A 20172-nucleotide genomic window follows, 5' to 3' on the forward strand; every position below is an offset into this window, starting at 1 on the left:
AATCCCGAAGGAAATTTTTACATCACGAATAACGACCATTGCCCTGCGATTTATCACAAGGCAGAAGTGCTGTTGGATAAGGCGATCAAAATCTGCGGGCGGGACGGGGAAGTACCTGTGGGTGTCATTTGAGCGACGGATTAGCTAAAAGGAATGATAATGGTCGTTTATCCTTAATTGAATGAGAAGCCATCTTCATTTACCGGCAGCTTTTGCGCACTATATTTTGCTACTAAAGAAAAAAAATTTGCCGGCGAAATTTTTGTTTTATTAGAGCAGTAGTTTGCGTAGAAGCAGCAAGCACCGCGTTCGTTTTCAAATCAATATGCACCTGCTTCCTCGCGGTTTTTCATCCAAAGCTGGTTGGCATAGTCCCGGAAGGATTGCGGGGCAGCTTTAAAGTTTTCATCGGCTGTATAATCGCCGCCGATGTAGGGTGATGTTTTTGGATGTTTGAGTTTGAGATGAGTGGTGCCGCGAATGGCATATTTTTTCACGCCTTCGCGCATGATCACTTTCATGGGATTAGGCGACAAGGCATCCTGACACGAAGTCCGGTAAACGAACCAAACTTCGTCAATGCCATTATGGTCGAGATCGGTAATTGTTAATGAGCCTGGACGCAATTTCGAGTCCGCATCCGGGCCGCATGGACCGGCTTCATCGTTAAGCTGCCACTCCAGCGTAGTGGTTATGGCCGTTTGCAGGTAGCTGAATACATGTAACTGCGATGTGTATACGCTTTCGTTATCGTCAGCAGGGGTGGTAATAAATGCCTTGGTGACGATCACCGTATGGGTACCTTCTTTATCAGCATATTTTACCGCATCGCTAAAGTCGCCTTTGTATATCATCGATGCGGGGATGGCGTTTTTTTTCAGGTGCGTTACTTGCTGGGCGCTGATTATCGCCGGCGATATCAGCACCAGCGTAAGTATATGTAAATATCTCACGGTAAAGGGTTTTTATGATTCAGTTCGGATAAAGATAAGAGATTATTAAATAGCGGCTTAACTTATCTAAAAGTTTTACATTTCCGTCAAAACTTAAGTTTTCAGTATATACAGTTTAGATAAGTGTCCCCCCAAAAAAAAATAAGATCCTTCACACGCTGTCCAAAAAGAAAACTGCCTGCGAAATACTTGAAATAAAGATTAAAAGGCAAGCCTTTGTAAAAGAACCAAAGCGACCTCAACCCCGGTACTCACTGTCTTGGAATTTTGACCGGATGCATCGGACGCGAAATTATCGTACGGTTATGTAAAAAAAACCTGCAATTAACTGATTTACGGTTTTTTAACGGGCCGGTCAAAATTAACCAACCAATCGCATTTTTCTGGTGCTCTGCCAGATGGCTATAAAAAATTGTATATCACTCTATTCAGTGCTTTGACATCCTGGTCGTAAAAAGACTTGGAGAAGCATACTTTAGCTATAATTTAAGCCGGAATTTAAAGTTGGCTTTTTTACGTTTACGAAATACACAGAAAACAGTTCATCAATTTAAATTTAGCAGGTTACCAGCAGCCATAGACCGATAAGAAAATTAAGCGAAGTAAAATCTGATCCTGCAACACAAAGTCCTGCGCTTTAAACAAGTCATCTATAAGCTTTATATCATTTAGAATGGCAGCTATCTCATCCGCACATATATGGTCATATAACCATCATTGATGGTCAAATCCCAGGTGTAAAGCGTATCATTCCTAACGGTGAACGCGGAAGAGTTGTTTTCTGTTATCTTCAGCAAATCAACCGTTTGGTTACCAATACGGTAATTTCGCTGTACAGCATACCTGCCATTGGATACCAGCTTATCGGCGCGATAAAATTTGAAGGAGCTGTCCGCCCCGAATATTTCGGTTTGTGTAAAGCCCTCGCTTTTTGGCGTAAGCGCAGCGCCGCTGATTCCGCCCTGCGACTTTACCCATTTCCATTTCCCGGTAATGTCCTTAGCGGGCACAGTTTGTTTTTCTTTGCTGCAGGAACTGCCGGAAACAACAGCGATGACAGCTGCGATAATTAATGTTAAAGGTTTCATAAGATTGGTTGGTTTAACGGTTACGTAAAATTTTGACGAATCGCTACAGGGATAATCGCGTAAGGTGAAAGCGGCTGGCCAAAAAGGCCGCCGCGAGCAGGAGGATGAAATAGCTGGTTACTTTAAGCCAGGCGGCGCGGAAAAAGTGGTCAGCATCCGGTCAGGTGATCTGAAAGATTACGCGGGTAAAAATTTGAGCGTAGAGGGCGTTGTATGGATCAAAAGACCTTGGCAGCATAGCTGGTCAACGTTGGTGCGGCCTATCCTGATCAACCCTTAACCGTTGTTTTAAAAGGAAAAGCGACGGCGCTTGCATCTAAAGTGGATAGCAAATCCTTAACAATAACCGGCAAAGTCGTATGGTACAAAGGCAAACCAGATTGTCGTTACACTCCCCGGTCAAGTGGCGACCATTCATTAACCGGTATAGTTATTATGAGAAAATTTAAACTAGAAGCCGAGGGTGCTGATTTTGGCAATCAGGTCGCTGAGCATGAGGTAGCACTCCCTGGTTGACAGCTGCAGGTCCTCGAAGTGGACGTACCTGTGCGCGTGGATGGTCATTTCGCTTGCCATTATGGTTGGTGTTAGGGTGTTCCCTAAAGTTCGCAAACGGATTCCAGACATCCAAGTCCTCATCCCCATAAATTACCATTCCAAAAAAACAAAAAGGGAAAAAGAAAGCCCGGCACGGGGCGGGGGGGGGGCCGCGGGAGCCGAGAATCTTCGGTGCATTTTTCCTTGCGGTTAGGATCCCCCGGCTATGGGAGAAGTCCCGCCACCCGCGATAGCAGCGCAGCGACGTCGAAGGGCTTCGAGGCGTACCCGTCGGCGCGGCATGCCAGCGCGATCCGATCGAGGTCGACCTCCGTGGAGACCAGCAGCAGCGGACAGCCGCGGGTCAGGGGGCTCGCCTTCAGGCCCGCGCAGGAGACCGGACCCGTCCTTGGCTGGGAGAACGGCTCCAGCAGGATGAGGTCAGGGGCGGCCAGTGCGACTTGCTCGAGGGATTGAAGGCGCGGCATGCCGAGTACCCGGTAGCCTTCGAGGCGGAGGATGTCGGACATCACGGCCAGGTTGTCGCTGTCACTGTCGATTACGACGATCTTTCTTTGCATGCTGATGTCGGTGTGGCATCGGGAATGGCACGGCCCCCACCATTATATAAGCGACAGCCCGGCGAATTGTTTCAGGCGGATGGGGCGGGACGCCCGGCAAAACAGGGCCCCCTCGCACTCGCCGCCCGGGGACCCCAACCTAAACCTTATCACAATTAGCGGGACGGTGCCCGCGCGTAGTGGGACAAATATAGGCGTTTCATCGGTAAACGGCACCCTAAAAAAAATGGGGGGCTTTGCATTTCAAACTAAATTAGTAATTTAGACACCGTACCCCCATGACGAACGAAGACAGGCTCATATGGCTCGAGATCGACGCGCTGGAGCGCACGAGCAGGCTGCTGGACGCGCTGGTGGCGCGGTTCCTCGCATCCCGGACGCTCCGCCCCGAGGAGGTGATGGCGCTCCTGCTGTACCAGGAGCGGATCGTCGGCGAGATAGCCGCGTGCAGGGCGCAGCTCGGTTCCGAGGCGCGGCCCGGCCGTCCGGACCCCGCCGGCGCCGACTCCGCGATCGACGAGCTGCTGGCCGGACTCGGCGTCGCACGGCGGCAGGCCCCCTGAGCGGAGGACCCCCGCCGACTGAAGCTTACGCAACCCCGACATACCACGGACCATGAGACGAGAAGAGAGAGAGCTGATGCGCGAGATCGACGCGCTGGAGCGCATCCACAGGAGGCTGGAGGCGCTGCTCGGATGCGTCCTGGCCTCGGCCCCGTACGACCCGGACCGCGCGGTGGCGATAGCGAGGTACCAGTCGCTCATCCTGGACAAGCTCGCAAGCTGCGGCAGGGGTGTTAAGGGCGCAACCGGCGGCTTCGCGGCGTTCGAGTCGTCCCTCGGGGAGCTGCTGTCGTCCCTCGGCATTGGCGGTTAGCCGCCGCCTCCTTCCAAACCATTTCGCCGCCGCCGCGTTTACCCTGCATGAAAGGAGTCGAGCACGGGCCGCCGCAGCGGCTGAGGGCGGTGCGGTTCGCGCTGCTTAACCTGCAGTGCCCGGTGCATATGCGCTCGCCCTACGTGGAGGTTGCAGGAGGCAGGCTGACCTACGCCTGCTGCTGCCCTGAGTTCCTGGCGCTGTGCCGCAGCCTCATCCACAGCTGAGCCGCCCATCCTCGCGAGCTGCCAAACGCCAACGAAGCGCAACGCAGTTGGCTGCGAGCGGAGCGAGGGCATGTGGCGCGTGGCGCGCCAACGCATCGGACGCGCCACGCGCCGCAGGGAACGAAGCGCTTCGCGATAGCGGCGAGCCCTGCAAGAAAAGCGGTTGGCCGGTAGGCGGGGCGTTGGAAAGGGCAGGGCAGCTTTTATGAAAAAAGCCCTTTTTATCTTCAAAGCACATGAAGTTTCCAGCCCGCGGAGCGGTTAAAGTTATTCCTCGATCACAATTTTTTCTTTCGAAATTGTCAAGAATTGCAGCGTTTCGATAGTGGCTGCCACAAATTGACCGGGGCCACAAATATAGTAATATGGAAATTCCTCGCTGACGAATTGTTGAAGCAGTGACCTGTCGATATATTTCGGAGTTGCAGGCTTTTGCGGTTCAGAAAAAACGTTGATATACCTAAGCCCTAAAATGGTGGTTAGCTCGTTAGGTATAATAACGTCGTACTCGGTTCGGTTGGCGAACAGCAGTGAGCTTTTCAGCGGACGTTGATTTCGAATGAATTGCCTGAAAATTGGAATAAAAGGTGTAATTCCTGTCCCGGCTGCTATAAACAAACCTGGTCCCCTATAATTGATCGAACCGAACGGTTCATGCAAGATCAGCTTATCACCGGGAAGTAACTTAGCAAGCCGTTCGGTAAATCCGTGGTGAGTCGTGTATATTTTTATAATAAATTCCAGGTAATCATCTGTTTCGATACTGGTGATGGTAAATGGCCTGCGCTCGTCTGTCACGCCGTCATCGTCAATTGATAACTCTACAGCCTGGCCCGGCTGATGTTTAAAGCCGGCGGGTTTTTCTAATGTAAGCCGTTTTACATTAGGAGTAATGTATTCGGCTGCAATGATTTTTGTGTTCATAGTTACGTTTATAACTACATACCCAATTAAGGGCCAATCTCCTAGTAGCCTGTTTCCCAGTGAATTAAAAATCGGAAATAAAAACCTGATGCGATATTTCGCAAAAATTACTGCGCCTGATGCGTTATTTAGCAAACATCGCCTATTGCGACATTGTAAGTAATTGGTATTCAGTTATTTATTTCTTCGGCAAAAAAATTGGCATAAGTGATTCAATCAACAAAATTAAAAACGTTAAAATTTTGAATCATGAACTTAGAACAAAATCAACGCAGGAGGGAATTTCTTAAAAATGCGGCCATTGGAAGCGCTGCCATCGCTGCAAGCGTGATGGTACCCAGCCCATTGACGGCATTAGGCGGCGGGGGCGCGGCAAAAACAAAACCGGCTGCTGAGTCGCTAACCGAACTGGATTTCAGAAACGGGGTGATGCCCCGTGCGCAGCTCTCCAAAATGGCAAGCCAGCTGGCGGTTGATAAGGCCACGCAAAAAAATGCAAGGGAATTTGCTGGTTTCGAATTGGAAGAAGCAACAGCCGTTGTCAAAGTCCTGGAGGCTGTCGGTACAACAGCGCCGCCCATGAGTGCGGATGGCAAGGCCTTTATTGAAAAATTGAAAAACGCCTCGGGCAATGAATTTGACAGGCTTTACATGCAAGCCGAATTAAGCAACCACGAATTTTTGCGGGATTTGGCTAAGGACTACCTGGGCCACTCCGCCGGCAGAACTTCTGCTGCTGAGAAGGAGACCACGCATTTAGCCACGATCGCTCTATTCGCATTTGACGAGCACGTGGCCCTATGCAAAAGAATTTATGGCGAAGTAACCGCTCAATAATCACCGCGCGGGCCTCCGCATACCGGAGGCCCGTTTAATACCTTCCGATCATGAAAACCACTGATTACCAAAAGGAATTATTGGATACCATTATTGATCTGCAGGAACGAGGTTTCGATCATGATTTTGTCTTGGATCATGAATATATCCGCTGCCTGCAAAACGATGAGCTGATTGCTCCGGATGACTTCGAAATAGTAGAAAGCCATCATTGCCAGGATAAAATAAAGCATAACGGAAATTGCATATTATATGCCATCGAGTTAAAAAATCACCCCGTCAAAGGCTTATTGATGAGCAATTATAAGTCGTTCTCCAATGGAATCTCATTACATCTATGGCACAAGTTTTATAAGGAATTACAAAAGAAATATAACCAGGTGCAGCCGCGATTTTCAGGCCGTCCACTTCTTTATACCTAACTTTTTGATCTTGGAATGCAATGTTGACGGCGGCACTTCCAATATTTCTGCCGCGCCGCCAGGGCCGCTTACCCTGCCGTTGCATTTTCGCAATACTGCCAGGATATGATCCCTTGAGTTTTCTTCTATCGACTTAAATACATTTTCTTCAGCCGCTACCTGGTTCTGCGGCTTTTGATTAAGCATGGGCATCAGTACTTCCTTTATTTCGGAGCCGGATGCCAGCAATACGCTTCTTTCAATCAGGTGCTCCAGCTCGCGGACATTCCCCGGCCAATGATAACTCTTGAGTTGCGCCAAAACCTGTGGAGAAAGCTGGTTAACATTTTTCCCCGATTTACGGGAATAAACTGCCATAAAATGATTCGCCAGGTCACCTATATCTTCACCGCGTTCGCGCAGCGCCGGGATCAATATGGGGAACACATACAACCGGTAGTACAGATCGAGGCGAAAACGCCCTTCCTCCACCTCCTTTTGCAGATTACGGTTAGTAGCCGCTATGATCCTGACATTGATCTTTATCGGCGCTCTTCCTCCTATACGTTCTATTTCCTGCTCCTGCAGTACCCTCAACAGCTTCACCTGTAATTCGGCAGGCATCTCGCCGATTTCGTCCAGGAAGATGGTTCCTTTATCGGCCAGCTCAAACTTGCCGATCCTTTTTTCCGTCGCACCGGTGAACGATCCTTTCTCGTGCCCGAACAATTCCGATTCAATCAATGTGGGAGGAAGGGATGCGCAATTGACAGTTACGAGCGGATTGTCGCGACGAGGAGATAAACGATGGATGCTTTTGGCTATCGCTTCTTTGCCGGTTCCGCTTTCTCCCAATATCAGGACGGAGGTATTGAGCGGCGCTACAATAGCGATGTTGTCAAACACCGAAAGCATTTGATGGCTTTTCCCGATGATACCCTCAAATGCAGCTGGCTTATTCTTTCCCCGGTTTTCCCGGAGAGCTTTAGGAATCGCCTCGGTGACGACATTAAGGCCCTCGTTGCCTAATATAGCTTCAAATGCTGCTAGTAAAGGGCGCTGTAAACGATTCAGCAGGTCCACGTGGTCCATTGTATAAGTCTCTGCTTTTCGGCTATAGAAGGAAAACTGCGCTATTTCGCCGTTGGACAACAGCAGGGGAAAGCAAAAGCATGACTTTAACCGGAACGTATCGGCGATCAGCCGTTTTATTGGGTATTTCTGCCGGGTCTTTTCAAGGTGGTCGAGATCGAGCAATTCGGCTTTGGCGCTGATGGTGGTGGCTGTCTGCATTTTTTTAAAATCAGCAGGAGTCACCTTGCTTATGGTTAACAATTCTTTGGTACCGATTGATTGGTATTCATCAAAGCCCACCCTTAGAAAAGTGATACCGTCCATTTCGAACTCGCCGTTATTTTGGGCCACCATGCTGATAAAATCAAAAGGAACATAGGGCTGCAATTGCGTGGCTACAGACAACAGTTTTTGACGCCACTCGCCCGGTTCTTTAACTATTTTTTTGAATACTTCCTCAAGCGCCTTTTCCTGCCGCAATTTTGACTCAAGGCTGTTGAAATGACGGTAAAAAGCGACATCAAGGGCAATCAGTAACTCTTTTTCCCTGAAGGGTTTAACCAGAAACCCATAAGGCTGGGTTGACTTGGCTTTCTCAAGTATACTTTCCTGAAAATTTGCCGACAGGTAAACAAATGCAATATTCTTAGTGGTCAACGTCTTTGCCAGGTCGATGCCATTTAAAGGACCCTTAAGAAAGATATCCAGCAGCACCATGTCCGGGTTTTCTGCTTCAATAATCTCCAATGCCTCTTTAACTGAAGCTGCTATGCCGCACACCCGGTAACCCGCTTTGGTCAGGATAAGTTTGAGGTCAAGTGCGACAAGTGATTCGTCTTCTACAATAAGTATTTTTTGAGCCATAACGACTATTGATTATAAAAGCTTTCTTTCGGTATGCCGCTAAAGGCCTGTTCCACTTCGAATTCGATCGTGATTGCGACACCCATTTTATTTTTTATCTGAAAACTGCCATTCAGCTGTTTGCTTAGCGCCTTCATCATTTCCATCCCCAGCGAAGTTGATTCAGCCAGATCAAAATCCGGCGGTAGCCCCTTGCCGTTATCGGTGATAGTTAGCATCGCACTGTCCTCTCCTACCATTTGGAGGGCAATAATGATTTCGCCGCCTTCTTCGCCAAAGGCATATTTGATGGCATTGGTTATAGCTTCGTTCAAGATCAGGCCGAGTGGCACAGCTTGTGCAAGGTCTATTTTTACTTCTTCTATCAGTTGCTCAAAACGAATGCCCCGTGCGCCGGTATCCAGGCAATCGCGCAGGTAACCCACCATATCCGATACATAGGAAGGCAAATCAATAGCAGCAACATTGCTGCTGCTGTATAACTTTTGATGTATCAGAGAAATAGCCTGAACACGGCTTTGGCTATCGCGAATTGCAGCCAGGGCCGCATTGTTTTCGAGATAGGCGGATTGAGTGCTGAGCAAACTCATCACAATCTGCAGGTTGTTTTTCACGCGGTGATGTACCTCCTTTAAAAGCCAGTCCTTTTCGGTCACCAAATTTTGAAGAACAACATTTTGCAAATTGATTTCAGTTTGCTTGGCTTGCAGAGCAAGATTGCTTCGCTTTTTATTTCGGTAACCGTTAAAAGCGAGCCCTGCAATAATTAACAGCATCACAATGCCGGCAATGGTAATGTTGCGCTGCATATTTGCTTGTTTCAAAGCCGCTTTTTGGCTTTTATCATTATTCTGCAGGTTCCGGATCGATTCATCCCTCTGAAATGTCTCATATTGCACATTAAGCTCGTTTAGCTGTTTGCTTTTAGCACTGCTAAATAACGAATCCCTGATATTTTTAAAGTTTTCAAAATGCCTTATGGCCTGGATATAATTGCCCAGGGCCGAGTCAAGCTTAAACTGCAGAAATTCGGCCTGGCTCAACCGCTCCGGCGTGATAGTTTTTTTGGGCAGCAGCCATAACTTTTTAATGTAAATATTGGCTTTGGCATATTGCCCGGTGGCTATATAAAAATTTCCTATGGTAAAGTAAGTATGAAAGTAAAAACTTTCATCGTCCATTTTATTGTGCTCATTTTCGTAAAGTGCCGCAAACTTCAGGTAATACGTTTCGGCTTCGGCATGTTGCTTTAAAGCAGCATAACAATCACCGAATGCATTATTGATCACTTCCTGGTTTGACACCGAAACCGGCGGGACCTCTTTAACAGCTTTGTTTAAATATGCGAGTGCCTCCTTAGCTTTTCCGGCCTCCACCATGCTGCGAATGTAAGTCCGCATGTCCAGGTAATAATAAAACACGTCGTTTTTTCTTTTATCGGCGGCTAATGCTTTGGCATAATAATACGCGCATTTAAGATGCAGCCCCAGCTTATCGTAGGTATTAGCAAGATTACTGTAAAAATAAGCTGCATTTGAAGTGTCCTGTGTTGCCTCCATGGATTTGACCATCTTTATATTATAGTCCAGTTCCTTGTTCAGATCACCTTCTTTTTCGCTTACCACCGCTAAAAGGTCATAAGTATAATGGAGGTTTTTGACGCCGATAGCCTTGTAGCGGTCCAGTACCTGCAGCAATTCATTTTCGGCCTGGTAAATTTTGCCCTGCTGCATGTGGGTATCGGCAATGTCTTTAAAAACATCCACCCCTTTTTCATATTGATGGAGCTGGTTGTAAAGGTTGCGTGCTTTTTCAAAGCATTCAACACGATATTGCAAACTATCCTTCTTATTGTATTTAATTGACCGGCCAAGCTCGCACCACAACTCAGCTTCCTTTTCCTTGCTTATACTGTCGCCAAAACCGGTAAGCAGTTGCGTGAGGCAGGCTTTAGCGTGCGTATAATTATGTGCTTTCTCATCACACCTAATGAATTGCAGCAGGCTTTGCACCTGCCATTGCTTTGACTGGAGACTTTTACTTAACCGGAGGGATTGACTGGCGAAATCATAGGCGCTATCAAGGTATTTGGTATTGCCACCCGGGTGATATTGCTTAAGGTAATATTTGCTCAGCTGGGAAAGCAATCTTACCCGGTTGGTATCGGGTTTCGCGGTTTTTAATTGCAAAAACAATTCCCCCGGCGCCTGCCCGTTGGCACCTAAAACAGAAAGCACAAAAATGCAAAAGATGAGCAGCCATCTTGCCATAACGGTTATGCAATTAGTGTTGTGGGGACTTAAAGTTAAGAATTTTCTGATGAATGTTGATTAAGTGTTCCGTCACAATAGTTTAAAGTAGTTGGGGTTGTAAAATTAATGCCAAAAAATCAAATAATTGATTGCCAGTGTTTTGAAGCCCGGCCCCAAAAGTCGGCCGCGACATTTCGCATGTTTTCCGGCTAATTACGAAATAGAACAACTTTAAGCCCGGCCGTGCTCTTCATTGGCGAAACCGCAGGATAGAAACTGGTTTCGATTTGATCGCTTATTAATTCATCCGCGTAAAAAAAATCTCCATAATTGCATGTAGGTGAAATTAGTTAAAAAGCCCTGTCGACATCGAATAACCAATTTATGAACCATCATCAAATAGACTTTTTAAGACCCGACGGGAAGCGCCCCTTGACAAGCCATATTCAAATCTGCGTTGTCAAATCTGTTAACCATTAAGAAAACAGGGGTAATATAGACCGGAACGACTTAAAGAAGCGCAGGCGCGCCATTATGCTGCCGCGCTGGCGGAAATCCAAAGCGGGCGCAAGCGCAGCCACTGGATGTGGTATGTCTTCCCGCAGCCCGCAGGATTGGGCATGACCGAAACGTCGCGGTACTACGCGATCCGGGACATCGGTGAAGCAACGGAGTACCTGCTGGACCAGGAGCTTGGACTGCATTTAACGCACATTTATAAAGCACTTTTGCGACTGGAAACCAACGATGCGCATGCCGTATTGGGCAGCCCCGGCGACCTGAAGCTCCCGCTCTTCGGGCAGTACATAGGCGATTTAGCCGAGCATTATAAAAAATCCCCGGCTTTTCTTTGCAATCCCGGGGATTTCACGCTTAGTGCGGGTAAAAACTATTCTTCTTCCTTCTTTAGGAAATTGCCGTTTTCATCAAAGAGCATGTCCTTACCTTGAATCTCTGCTTCATATCTTGTCTTTCCCTGCGCATCGGTTACTTTGCCTGCCTCACTGATCCTGGCTTTTTTAAAATGCGACTTTACATAAGCTGCGACCCCTGCCGGCAGGCTTGATGTGGGTATGGCATGTACTTCTTCAATGAACTGGCCGGCCGGCGTAAACTGAACCGACATATCCTCACCGGACTTACCGCCCCAGTTCGCTTCGAAATTTCCTTTTTCCTTTTCCCAGGTCACTTTGGCTGCCTGCGGATATTTTTTTGACAGGCTGCTTAATACGGCCTCCGGCACCTCACTTTTTTTAACCCTTTGAGCCAATACTGAGGTAGTGGCCAGCATCCCGCCAGCCAGCACCGACAATAAAATGATTCTTTTCATATCGTTTTTTTTAACAATATTACCGCTGAAGTCTGTCAAGACTCTGCCAAAACTTTGTTGTCTTTTAGTTATCATCGATTGACAGTTTTTCGACAGATTGAAGCGTTATATTCGTTCGTCATGAAAATACTGATAATAGAAGATGAGCCCGGGCTGCGCGAGGGCATGAGGGACTATTTAACCGATGCTGGTAATATTTGCGAAACTGCTTCAGGCTTTTATGAAGCGATCCAAAAGATACAATTGTACCGTTATGACTGTATCATTCTTGATATTATGCTGCCCGGAGGCAGCGGCCTGCAGGTATTAGAAATGCTAAAACATGATAAGTTGCCGGACGGTGTACTGATCGTTTCTGCCAAGAACGCCTTACCTGACCGGCTGTCCGGACTGAAACTGGGCGCCGACGACTATTTAACCAAGCCCTTCCATCTGTCAGAGCTTTTAGCGCGCGTTGAGGCGATTGTCCGCCGCAGAGCATTTGATGGCAGCCCATTTCTTGAATTCAATGAAATCAGGATAGATCTCGATGGAAAGCAGGTTTCAGTAAAAGGCAAAGCGGTTCGTTTAAGCCGCCGAGACTATATGTTGTTATTATACCTGATAGCCAATAAAAGCAAGATCGTTTCTAAGAATGCGATCGCCGAACATCTGTGGGGTGACGACATCGACATGGCCGATCGCTATGATTTTATCTATACCCACATCAAAAACCTCAGAAGAAAATTGATGGATGCCGGGTGCAAAGACTATATTCAATCAGCCTATGGCATGGGTTACAAATTTTCCGACAAATGAAACTCATGAGCAAGTATAACCGGATAGGGCTATGGTTCGCCGTTGCAGCAATGGTCATTACCGGACTCGTCTATTATTTCACCATCTCTTATATCCTTAATGGCCAGGTTGACCAGGATTTAGTTACTGAAGAAAAGGAAGTACTCGATTATGTGAAATCAAACGGACGCCTGCCGGCTGTCCTTGACCTGGAAAACCTCAAGATCAGCTTTGAGCCATCCGTTGCTCCGGTTAAAAGAGCGTTCCGCGATGCGGCTTTCTTTGATAAACGCGAGAATGAAACAGAATCCGGTCGGCAGTTAACGTCTTCGGTTGTTGTTCAGGGAAAGCTTTATCGCTTTTCCATTATCGAATCCAAGGCCGAAACCGACGACCTGGCGTGGTTGATCTTCGAAGTTACGCTAATGATCATTGCTGTTTTACTAACCGGCCTGTTCGTTTTAAACAGATTGGTCGTACGCCAGCTTTGGCAGCCTTTTTATGCCATTTTGAGCGAAATTACACGTTTTAACCTTACAGACCAAAACAACATCAGTAAAATAAACACGCGCATCGACGAATTCAGACTGATGAACGACGAGATTACGTCGATGTCCAGCCGGGTGATCCGGGATTACCAGGATCTGAAAAATTTTACTGAAAATGCTGCGCATGAGCTCATGACACCGCTTTCGCTGGTAAATTTCAAAATGGACAACCTGGTACAAGAAGGATTGGTTTCTGATCGTCAAGGCGTACTGGTGGAAGAAATCTATCAGACATTGGCGAAGATGAAAAAGCTCAATAAGTCTATGCTCATGCTTGCGCGCATTGAAAACCGGCTATTTGACGAAAGGGAAAGCATCGATCTTGCCAATGCCATGTGTGACGCCTTAAAACAGTTCGAAGAACTTTTCCGGAAACGCGGGATAAACGTTTCCACGGCTATCGGGAGCGCTGAAATCGTAATAAATGCTGATGTATTACCGGTGCTGCTTAATAACCTTCTGTCCAATGCCGCCAGCCATAATTGCCAGAACGGTAAAATCCTCATCACAGTGTCACAAGGCTATATGTCGATTGCCAACACCGGGACTAACAAGCCTCTTGACGCGGGTGCTGTTTTCCAACGTTTTTATAAGGCTGCCGGTTCAGAAGGCACTGGTCTGGGGCTCACGCTTATAAAAGAGATATGTGATACTTTTGGTATCATACTGCGATATGACTTCCATCAGGGGCTGCATATATTTGAATTAACATTTTAAATACAATGCCGCGCGAAAACCTTGAGGTTGGACCTTGTTTTATTTGATGTGCCGGACCGAACCGACCCCCGTCATCCTACCATTGTGTCACCGGAAACGATCAGCCGTATGGCGGTAGTTTCCAGTGGTTCGGGCGCCGCGAGCTTTAAGCCGCCGTAGACCAGCCGTTCGTAGGGCACAGCATACTTCATCACGGCATCCGGGTCGTCGGTCAGGTCATCGTTGATGAGGGTTTTAAGCGTATCTTCGATATAAGCGTCGTCAAACGCGGTAGGCTGCGTGTGCAGCACATACTTTTCGGCGCCCGGCGTGGTATCCAGTACATAGCTGCCTGCCTGCTCCTGGAAGGTAGCGTAGCGTGAGGTAATGAAACCAAACCTGTGTACCTCCACGCTGTCGGGGTCTCCGCCGCTAAGCTGGTAAACTGCGTTGAACTGTGCCGTATACAGGGTCGCCGGCACGAGGTCCGGGAACTGGTAGGAGCCCTGCGTTAGCTTTTTAACCAGGCCGTTGGTCATGGGGTTACAGCCGCCGTGCGATGCTGCCTGGTTAAACAGGTAGATCAGCTGCTGGTCGCGGGGAAGCGAGCTATAGTTGGTTCCGTCAATGGGAATTTCCTGTACGGGCTCCCATACCAGTTGCTGCGTTAGCGGCGTTCCTGCCGGGTCGAGCAGTTGCAGCTCCAGTTTACTGCTAATGGCCGGCAGGCCTTCGTAGCCGGCCCAGTCGTTATACATCGCGTTGATATACGGCTGGTCGAAATAGAGCTTTACCTGCGGGTTGTGGTAAAATACGGGCTTGCTCAGTTCATACCGCCCCTGCGCGTCGGGGAATGACCGGTCATAGTTGATATAGTTTTTCAGGTTAGCCAGTTTGAAGGCGTCCTGCTGGTCGTTGGCTGCCAGTTCCTGGTAGGCTTTGCTGTACTGGTGATAATGACCCAGCGGACCTTTGGTCCTGAAGCCGAAAATATGTGTCTTTACCTGTTCATTTGAGGTATTATTCACCCTGTCGAACGTTTTTACGCGTACGGCAAAGGTGGTATCGGGCCGCCAGACGGGTTGTATGGTCTTATTGATGGTGTCATCCAGCACTGCTGCTTCATTGATGAAACCGGTGTTGGTAATTGGGTTATCCGCCTGCCGGGCCTGCATGGTTTCCGTAGTGTAGGTTATTTGGTTCAGGTAGGTGAACGGATTGCCTTCCGGTGTTTCGGTGACGTCTAATTCGGACGGGATATCCACGCTGGTTTTCAGCACGCGGCCGATGTAGATTTCCAGCTTGCCGGTTTCTCGGTTGACGGATACCAGTACCCTTTTGTATTGCTTTTCCGCTACCGTGCTGCCGGCGCAGTCAATGGTATATCTTTCGCTGGCGGCAACGGCGGCAACGGCAGCACCCTTATAACAGGTAAACAGAATGGTAAATTCAGGTATGGCATCAATGGCAGCATATCTTGTAAAAGCGTGCGCGGGGGTTGCCTGCACCAGGTGAATGGCATAGCCCTTTTGGGTACCCGTTTCGCTGCTGCCGGTAACTTTATACAACAACGTACCGATACCGGCGGCGAAAGGGTTGAATGCAGCCGTAACCTCTGCCGTAAAACTGCCGTTTTCGATGTTGATGGCTGCAGCGTTTGGAATGATCAGGCCGTCTTCATTCGCGGTAAGGCGGTAGATGCTGCTGAGGCCGAGTTGCGGGGAATCGGTCTGATAAAAGCCGTCTTCGATACCCGGGCTGCCGGTGATGATGCCGTTTAAGTTCCCGGTGCTGGCTGCCGGGGAATTCATCGGCCACTGGCCGACCAACCCGGCCTGGCCGTTGTGTTCCAGCGTCAGCACTTCCTGGGCGGTGAAGCTCCTGTCATAGAGGGCTGCAAAAAGCAGTGCCCGATCCATCTCCAGCTCGCCATTGAGGCCGGCAGGAATATTGGCGGCGGGGAGCTGCAGGTGGCCGCCAAGTACGAGGTTGCCGGTATAACCGGAAACGATGGCTGCGGCCATGGTGAGCTTTACTTTACTGATGGGCTGGTTAGCATCATCATAAGTGATGACACCATTTTGTTGTGTGGCAGCTAAAGCTGATGTGCTGAGAACGGTATCGGTAAAAATTGCCTGGCCGAAATCGCCGGGTTGGTATACCGGCTCGATAAAGTCGGCCGTCACGTTATTGGCGTTGTCGCCGAATTCCAGCTTTACGTTTGCTACCGGCTCCGGGAAAACGATGGTAACGGTTCCGTCGCCGCCATCCAGGAACAGGCTGTTAGCGGTAAAGCTGGCTTCCTGCTTTATGCTGGCAGCAAGCCCGCTAAAGGTAAGGTTCAGTGCCTGGGCGGGCACCGGAACATCATCGGGGTAAGCGGTGTCCGCCGGTACATCTTTCCAGTTAACAACGCTGGTCTTGAAGACCTCGTCGAAACAGAACAAATCGCCCGCCCTGAAGCCCAGGGCGTCCAGGTCCAGCTGGTCGGTAAGGGTGCCGTTGCTGAAGCTGAACATATTTTGCGAGAGCAGGCGGATCTTGTTGTATTTATCCTTATCCGCGAATTGCCAGTAGCCGGGCTTGAGCTGGCTGAGGTCGATGGTGTTATCGCCGGTATTGGAATTGACGATGGCGGTTACGGCCTCATAAACGTTGTACGCTACCCAGGCTGAGCCGGCGTCATCCCAGGCGTACACACCAAGTTCCTTCAGCTCATACTGGTGTTTCACCTGGGCCTTCACACCTTTTACCGGCGGGACAAGTTCTTTATACCCCGCCGGCAGCTGGCTGGAGGAGCCGCCGACCTGGGCATTGCCCGGCATAACGGGTTTCAGCAGCTCGATATCTACAAAGGTGTCCAGCGGGATAATTACATTTAAAACGTCGGTTTCATTAGTAAAATCGTATTTCCAGGCGGGATCACCGGGCGGCGGTATAGTGGCCAGGTCTTCCGAGGTGACGTAATTAACCGGGAAGCTTTCGTTCGACAGGATGTTGACGCCGGCTGCTGGCAGGTACCCGGCTTCCGGGTCGGGCAACGACAGTATGGGTACCTGCGTAAGGTCCTGATCGTTGTTGAAATGCCAGCTGACGTCGAGCGTAAACTTGATATCCGGGATCGGCCAGGGCAGGTTGAGCTTTACTTTTAAGCTGCCGGTGATGTTGAACGGATGCGGCGCTTCCATGGCCAGCGCGATGGCGATGCTCAGGCCGAATTTGAATTTCCACACCTTCAGGTAGGCATAGCCGCTTACCTGTATAAAGCCGCCGATCTGTACGGGCTGGAAGCTGATAAAGCCGCCCATATCCAGCGCAGCGCCGAAGCCGACCTGCACGGGCCCGAACTTGCGGTGGAAATCATAGGCGATGCCCGCGCCGGCCTTGATGCCCTGCGTGGAGATCATGAGATAGAAATGGCCCTTGAAGATGGTCAGGAGGCTGGCCTGTACCATGGCGGTCGCCGGGGTGTCTTTACCGATGTTGAGGTACCAGCCGGATGCGTTATTGAAGAAGAACGCCATTTCGAGCTGGGCCTTTAACGAAACGATCCAGCCTTTGTCCTGTGGATGGTTCCTGTCGTTGGGAAGGTTGAAGTCGACACCCAGGTCGCCCATGACGGATTGGTCGCTGATGACGATGAGGGCGCTGAACGGCGGGTCCCGGTCGTCATCCAGGCCGAGCCTTTTGCTGATGATAGCGGCCTGGCCCTGTATCAGGAATACATCCGGCAGGCCGAGCATCAAAAATACCTTGCTGGAAAATATATAACCGGTGTCGAATTTGGTGGCGATCGATGCGCCGATGCCTAAGGAGAAGCCCTGTTTTTGGTCGTCGAATTTGTCGATCTCGACCCCTTCACGGTGGGTTATCGCACTTGGGGCTTTATAATAATCCCACCAGGTGGCGTCTTCGGTTAAACCGGCAGCAGTTTTGGATGGACTGTAGTGCTGGCCTATCAGCCCCCTGAAGCCATAGATCCCGAGCCCGGTTGGCCCTAACGGGATGGCCGTCGGCAGCTCGAGGTCCATATCAACGATAAAGGAAGGGACGTCGGGCTTCAGGCGCATGGCGGCGCTGCCGGCAATGCGGAGCTTTGGCAGGGAAACAGAGATCCTGCCTACGTATTCCGTTTCGGTAACTTTGCCCTCCCCGTCCGGGTTTTTCATGGACAGGAAACCGTGCAGGATAAAATTAGGGTGGTGGGCTGCTATCGAGAGGTCTATCTCGATACCGTCAATGCTCAGGAATTGGTCAAATGGCTTGCCGGGGCCATTGTCATTGGTGAAATAGTATTTCAGGCCATTGCCGCCGACGCCTATGCCGGCGTTACCGGCGTTGAGCATGCCGTCGAAGCCGATATAATTGTAATTGCGTTCGATGCCATTGTGCATGCGTTTGTACGGCGCGAGGGTGAGTTCGGATACTTCAAGGCTCACCGGGCCGATATTTAACCTAAAGGCTTTCGGTACGGTTAGTTTTCCGCCTTCGAACTCGATATGTCCGTCATCCCAGATGATGAGCTTATTGATGATGATGTCTTTTGGCAGCACCTGGCCGAGGACAGGGATGTCGGCTATAAAATCCAGCTTGCCGGCGACGCTAAGGTAAAAATGGCCGCCTTTTTCGCCGAGTTCGAGCTTGCTGATGGCAACAGTGAACACGTTCGGGAAGGTGAAGGCGGGCTGCTCTCCGAGGAAGGTGCCGGTAATGGAGAAATCACCGTTATCCATGATGTGTCCGTCTATCCGGATGACGGAGGGCTGGTTGTCTTCGCCGGTAAAGCCGGAGGGCAGGGTGATCTTGCCGCTGATAGCGGAATCAACGATGGCGTTCTGGCGGAAGGTGATGGAAAACTGATCAAGTTCTGCTTCGAAGTTGCCGAAATTGCGGTAAAGCAGGCCGTTGTCCTCGAGGGTTATTTTGCCGGATACGCCGCCGGTGCCGACGAACAAATTATCGGCGCTGATGGTAGCACTGGGTTTATTGGGCGCATCTGTACCAAACTTGGTGAAGCTGACGCTGGTATGCTGTACGTATATGCCGATAAAATCGACGGGGTAACCGGCGGCGGTGGCTTCCGGGATATTAGTGGTACTGCTCAGATCCAGCTTTGCATTCTGAAGGCTGACTACGATGCCGGTATTGCCTATTTCTGCATACTCAGGGATAAGCGAGCCGCTTAGGGCCAGGTCTGAGCCAATGCCGGCTTCGGTATCTACATAGAAGGTTCCGCTGCCGAATTGAAAAATGGATTTTACATTAGGGATTGGGGTGCCGTCCTGGGTTACGGGTTTTAATACAGAGGTTGGAAATTCAAGGCCGGCGGAAAGAGTGAGGGTGGCTTTGATTTTGGGTTTGATGAGATCTTTAATGTAGTCTTCTATCCCTCCAGGAACAATATGATTATAAAATTCTTCAAGTTTTTTTTTGGCATTTTCGAGACCGTTATCGAATATATAGATAGCATATAGTACTTCCGAAATGCTCTTTGGGATATTAGGATTAGTGCTGATTAATGTGGCAATCAAACTAACGGTTGGGGTTTGATCCTCAGGCAGGCTTAAATTTGCATTGGGATATAAAATATTTATATCGTCAACTAGCTGCTGATAAATGGTGGTGTTGGTATCAACTGGGCTAACAAAAAAATTAAGGATATGAGCTATTACTTGTTCATCGGTTACTTTGAAAATATTGAGGCCTAATTGAAAAAGACTCTCCGGATCAAGTGAAACATTAGAAAGATTAAAAGAACGCAGAAAAGAAAAAATGGCCCATTGGTATTGCAATGTTACCGGGAAAGAGGAAATATTAGTATCGCCGTTATCGTCTGAGTTCAACACCATACGCAGGCCAAAGGGTAAATCGAGGCCTATGCTTTGAGTAACAATATCAATTTTATAAAACGAGCTGTCCGAACGCTGTCCTTTTGAATATTGAAAGTTTTTATAATGAATACTACCGAGTACGCTATCCAGGCCATTTTTCGCAAAATCCAAAAAATCGGGCAAATCATCTGCCGTTATCAGGTCTGATAATTGCGGGTAATATCTTGGGGTTATGGACGTGGTTGACATTGTTATTTGCTTTTACGATTTAAATCTTTCATTCTTTTTCAATTACCCTGGGTTTGGCTTATCTATATTTTCAGTCATAACCAATTTATCAAGAGTACGACGCTAATTAGCCATCGTACCCTCAACC

At 49.0% G+C, this 20172-nt stretch carries 18 protein-coding genes and 1 pseudogene; 9 read left to right on the forward strand and 10 right to left on the reverse strand.

The genetic code is table 11. From position 1 onward, the window contains the following. Positions 1 to 320: 320 nt before the first annotated feature. Entirely contained in the window at positions 321 to 953 is a 633-nt protein-coding gene (locus Q3W13_RS04825; protein WP_302861791.1) for a M949_RS01915 family surface polysaccharide biosynthesis protein, read from the reverse strand. 680 nt (positions 954 to 1633) lie between these two features. Continuing rightward, positions 1634 to 2041, reverse strand: coding sequence for a hypothetical protein (locus tag Q3W13_RS04830; RefSeq protein ID WP_302861792.1), 408 nt, complete (start codon positions 2039 to 2041; stop codon positions 1634 to 1636). A gap of 64 nt (positions 2042 to 2105) precedes the next feature. Between Q3W13_RS04830 and Q3W13_RS04835 the strand changes: the two genes are divergently transcribed. Continuing rightward, positions 2106 to 2321 carry a hypothetical protein gene (locus Q3W13_RS04835; protein WP_302861793.1) on the forward strand — a complete coding sequence of 72 codons (216 nt, stop codon included), beginning with the start codon at positions 2106 to 2108 and terminating at the stop codon, positions 2319 to 2321. A 170-nt stretch (positions 2322 to 2491) separates the two neighbouring features. Here the strand turns inward: Q3W13_RS04835 and Q3W13_RS04840 are convergent, their stop codons facing one another. Both Q3W13_RS04840 and Q3W13_RS04845 read right to left on the reverse strand, forming a co-directional pair. Continuing rightward, positions 2492 to 2680, reverse strand: coding sequence for a hypothetical protein (locus Q3W13_RS04840; RefSeq protein ID WP_302861794.1), 189 nt, complete (start codon positions 2678 to 2680; stop codon positions 2492 to 2494). Positions 2681 to 2802: 122 nt separating this feature from the next. After that, complete coding sequence (locus Q3W13_RS04845; protein WP_302861795.1) at positions 2803 to 3159, reverse strand: two-component system response regulator; 357 nt, start codon at positions 3157 to 3159, stop codon at positions 2803 to 2805. 278 nt (positions 3160 to 3437) lie between these two features. Between Q3W13_RS04845 and Q3W13_RS04850 the strand changes: the two genes are divergently transcribed. Together Q3W13_RS04850 and Q3W13_RS04855 are read left to right on the forward strand one after the other, a co-directional pair. Next, the gene (locus Q3W13_RS04850) at positions 3438 to 3722 is read left to right on the forward strand and encodes a hypothetical protein (RefSeq protein ID WP_302861796.1); all 285 of its coding nucleotides are present in this window, start codon (positions 3438 to 3440) and stop codon (positions 3720 to 3722) included. Positions 3723 to 3774: 52 nt separating this feature from the next. After that, positions 3775 to 4035: a hypothetical protein gene (locus tag Q3W13_RS04855; protein ID WP_302861797.1), complete on the forward strand. Its 261-nt coding sequence runs from the start codon at positions 3775 to 3777 to the stop codon at positions 4033 to 4035. A gap of 38 nt (positions 4036 to 4073) precedes the next feature. On the opposite strand, the gene Q3W13_RS04860 is transcribed toward Q3W13_RS04855, so the two are convergent. Further along, the gene (locus Q3W13_RS04860) at positions 4074 to 4271 is read right to left on the reverse strand and encodes a hypothetical protein (protein ID WP_302861798.1); all 198 of its coding nucleotides are present in this window, start codon (positions 4269 to 4271) and stop codon (positions 4074 to 4076) included. 38 nt (positions 4272 to 4309) lie between these two features. Between Q3W13_RS04860 and Q3W13_RS04865 the strand changes: the two genes are divergently transcribed. Further along, positions 4310 to 4471, forward strand: coding sequence for a hypothetical protein (locus Q3W13_RS04865; protein WP_302861799.1), 162 nt, complete (start codon positions 4310 to 4312; stop codon positions 4469 to 4471). Positions 4472 to 4529: 58 nt separating this feature from the next. Here the strand turns inward: Q3W13_RS04865 and Q3W13_RS04870 are convergent, their stop codons facing one another. Next, the gene (locus Q3W13_RS04870; protein ID WP_302861800.1) at positions 4530 to 5186 is read right to left on the reverse strand and encodes an FAD-binding oxidoreductase; all 657 of its coding nucleotides are present in this window, start codon (positions 5184 to 5186) and stop codon (positions 4530 to 4532) included. Positions 5187 to 5435: 249 nt separating this feature from the next. Between Q3W13_RS04870 and Q3W13_RS04875 the strand changes: the two genes are divergently transcribed. Together Q3W13_RS04875 and Q3W13_RS04880 are read left to right on the forward strand one after the other, a co-directional pair. Beyond that, on the forward strand, positions 5436 to 6023 hold the full coding sequence (locus Q3W13_RS04875; protein WP_302861801.1) for a DUF4142 domain-containing protein: 588 nt from the start codon (positions 5436 to 5438) through the stop codon (positions 6021 to 6023). Positions 6024 to 6073: 50 nt separating this feature from the next. Beyond that, positions 6074 to 6445, forward strand: coding sequence for a hypothetical protein (locus tag Q3W13_RS04880; RefSeq protein WP_302861802.1), 372 nt, complete (start codon positions 6074 to 6076; stop codon positions 6443 to 6445). Here the strand turns inward: Q3W13_RS04880 and Q3W13_RS04885 are convergent. Both Q3W13_RS04885 and Q3W13_RS04890 read right to left on the reverse strand, forming a co-directional pair. Then, a complete protein-coding gene (locus tag Q3W13_RS04885; protein ID WP_302861803.1) occupies positions 6419 to 8362 on the reverse strand; it encodes a sigma 54-interacting transcriptional regulator in 1944 nt (647 codons plus the stop codon). The two genes, Q3W13_RS04880 and Q3W13_RS04885, sit on opposite strands and share 27 nt — an antisense overlap. A 5-nt stretch (positions 8363 to 8367) precedes the next feature. Continuing rightward, the gene (locus Q3W13_RS04890; protein ID WP_302861804.1) at positions 8368 to 10632 is read right to left on the reverse strand and encodes a sensor histidine kinase; all 2265 of its coding nucleotides are present in this window, start codon (positions 10630 to 10632) and stop codon (positions 8368 to 8370) included. Positions 10633 to 11129: 497 nt separating this feature from the next. Between Q3W13_RS04890 and Q3W13_RS04895 the strand changes: the two are divergent. Then, a pseudogene (locus tag Q3W13_RS04895) lies at positions 11130 to 11564 on the forward strand (DUF1810 family protein); the annotation flags it as partial. Here the strand turns inward: Q3W13_RS04895 and Q3W13_RS04900 are convergent. Next, positions 11504 to 11944, reverse strand: a complete 441-nt coding sequence (locus Q3W13_RS04900; RefSeq protein WP_302861805.1) for a PepSY-like domain-containing protein — start codon at positions 11942 to 11944, stop codon at positions 11504 to 11506. The pseudogene Q3W13_RS04895 and the gene Q3W13_RS04900 sit on opposite strands and share 61 nt — an antisense overlap. A gap of 120 nt (positions 11945 to 12064) precedes the next feature. Here Q3W13_RS04900 and Q3W13_RS04905 point away from each other — a divergent pair, with 120 nt between their 5' ends. Both Q3W13_RS04905 and Q3W13_RS04910 read left to right on the forward strand, forming a co-directional pair. Next, a complete protein-coding gene (locus Q3W13_RS04905; protein WP_302861806.1) occupies positions 12065 to 12742 on the forward strand; it encodes a response regulator transcription factor in 678 nt (225 codons plus the stop codon). A 5-nt stretch (positions 12743 to 12747) separates the two neighbouring features. Further along, positions 12748 to 13986, forward strand: coding sequence for a HAMP domain-containing sensor histidine kinase (locus Q3W13_RS04910; RefSeq protein ID WP_302861807.1), 1239 nt, complete (start codon positions 12748 to 12750; stop codon positions 13984 to 13986). A 71-nt stretch (positions 13987 to 14057) separates the two neighbouring features. On the opposite strand, the gene Q3W13_RS04915 is transcribed toward Q3W13_RS04910, so the two are convergent. Then, on the reverse strand, positions 14058 to 20045 hold the full coding sequence (locus Q3W13_RS04915) for a hypothetical protein (RefSeq protein WP_302861808.1): 5988 nt from the start codon (positions 20043 to 20045) through the stop codon (positions 14058 to 14060). Between the last annotated feature and the right edge of the window lie 127 nt (positions 20046 to 20172).

This window comes from Mucilaginibacter sp. L3T2-6 (assembly GCF_030519355.1).
Lineage (GTDB): Bacteria > Bacteroidota > Bacteroidia > Sphingobacteriales > Sphingobacteriaceae > Mucilaginibacter.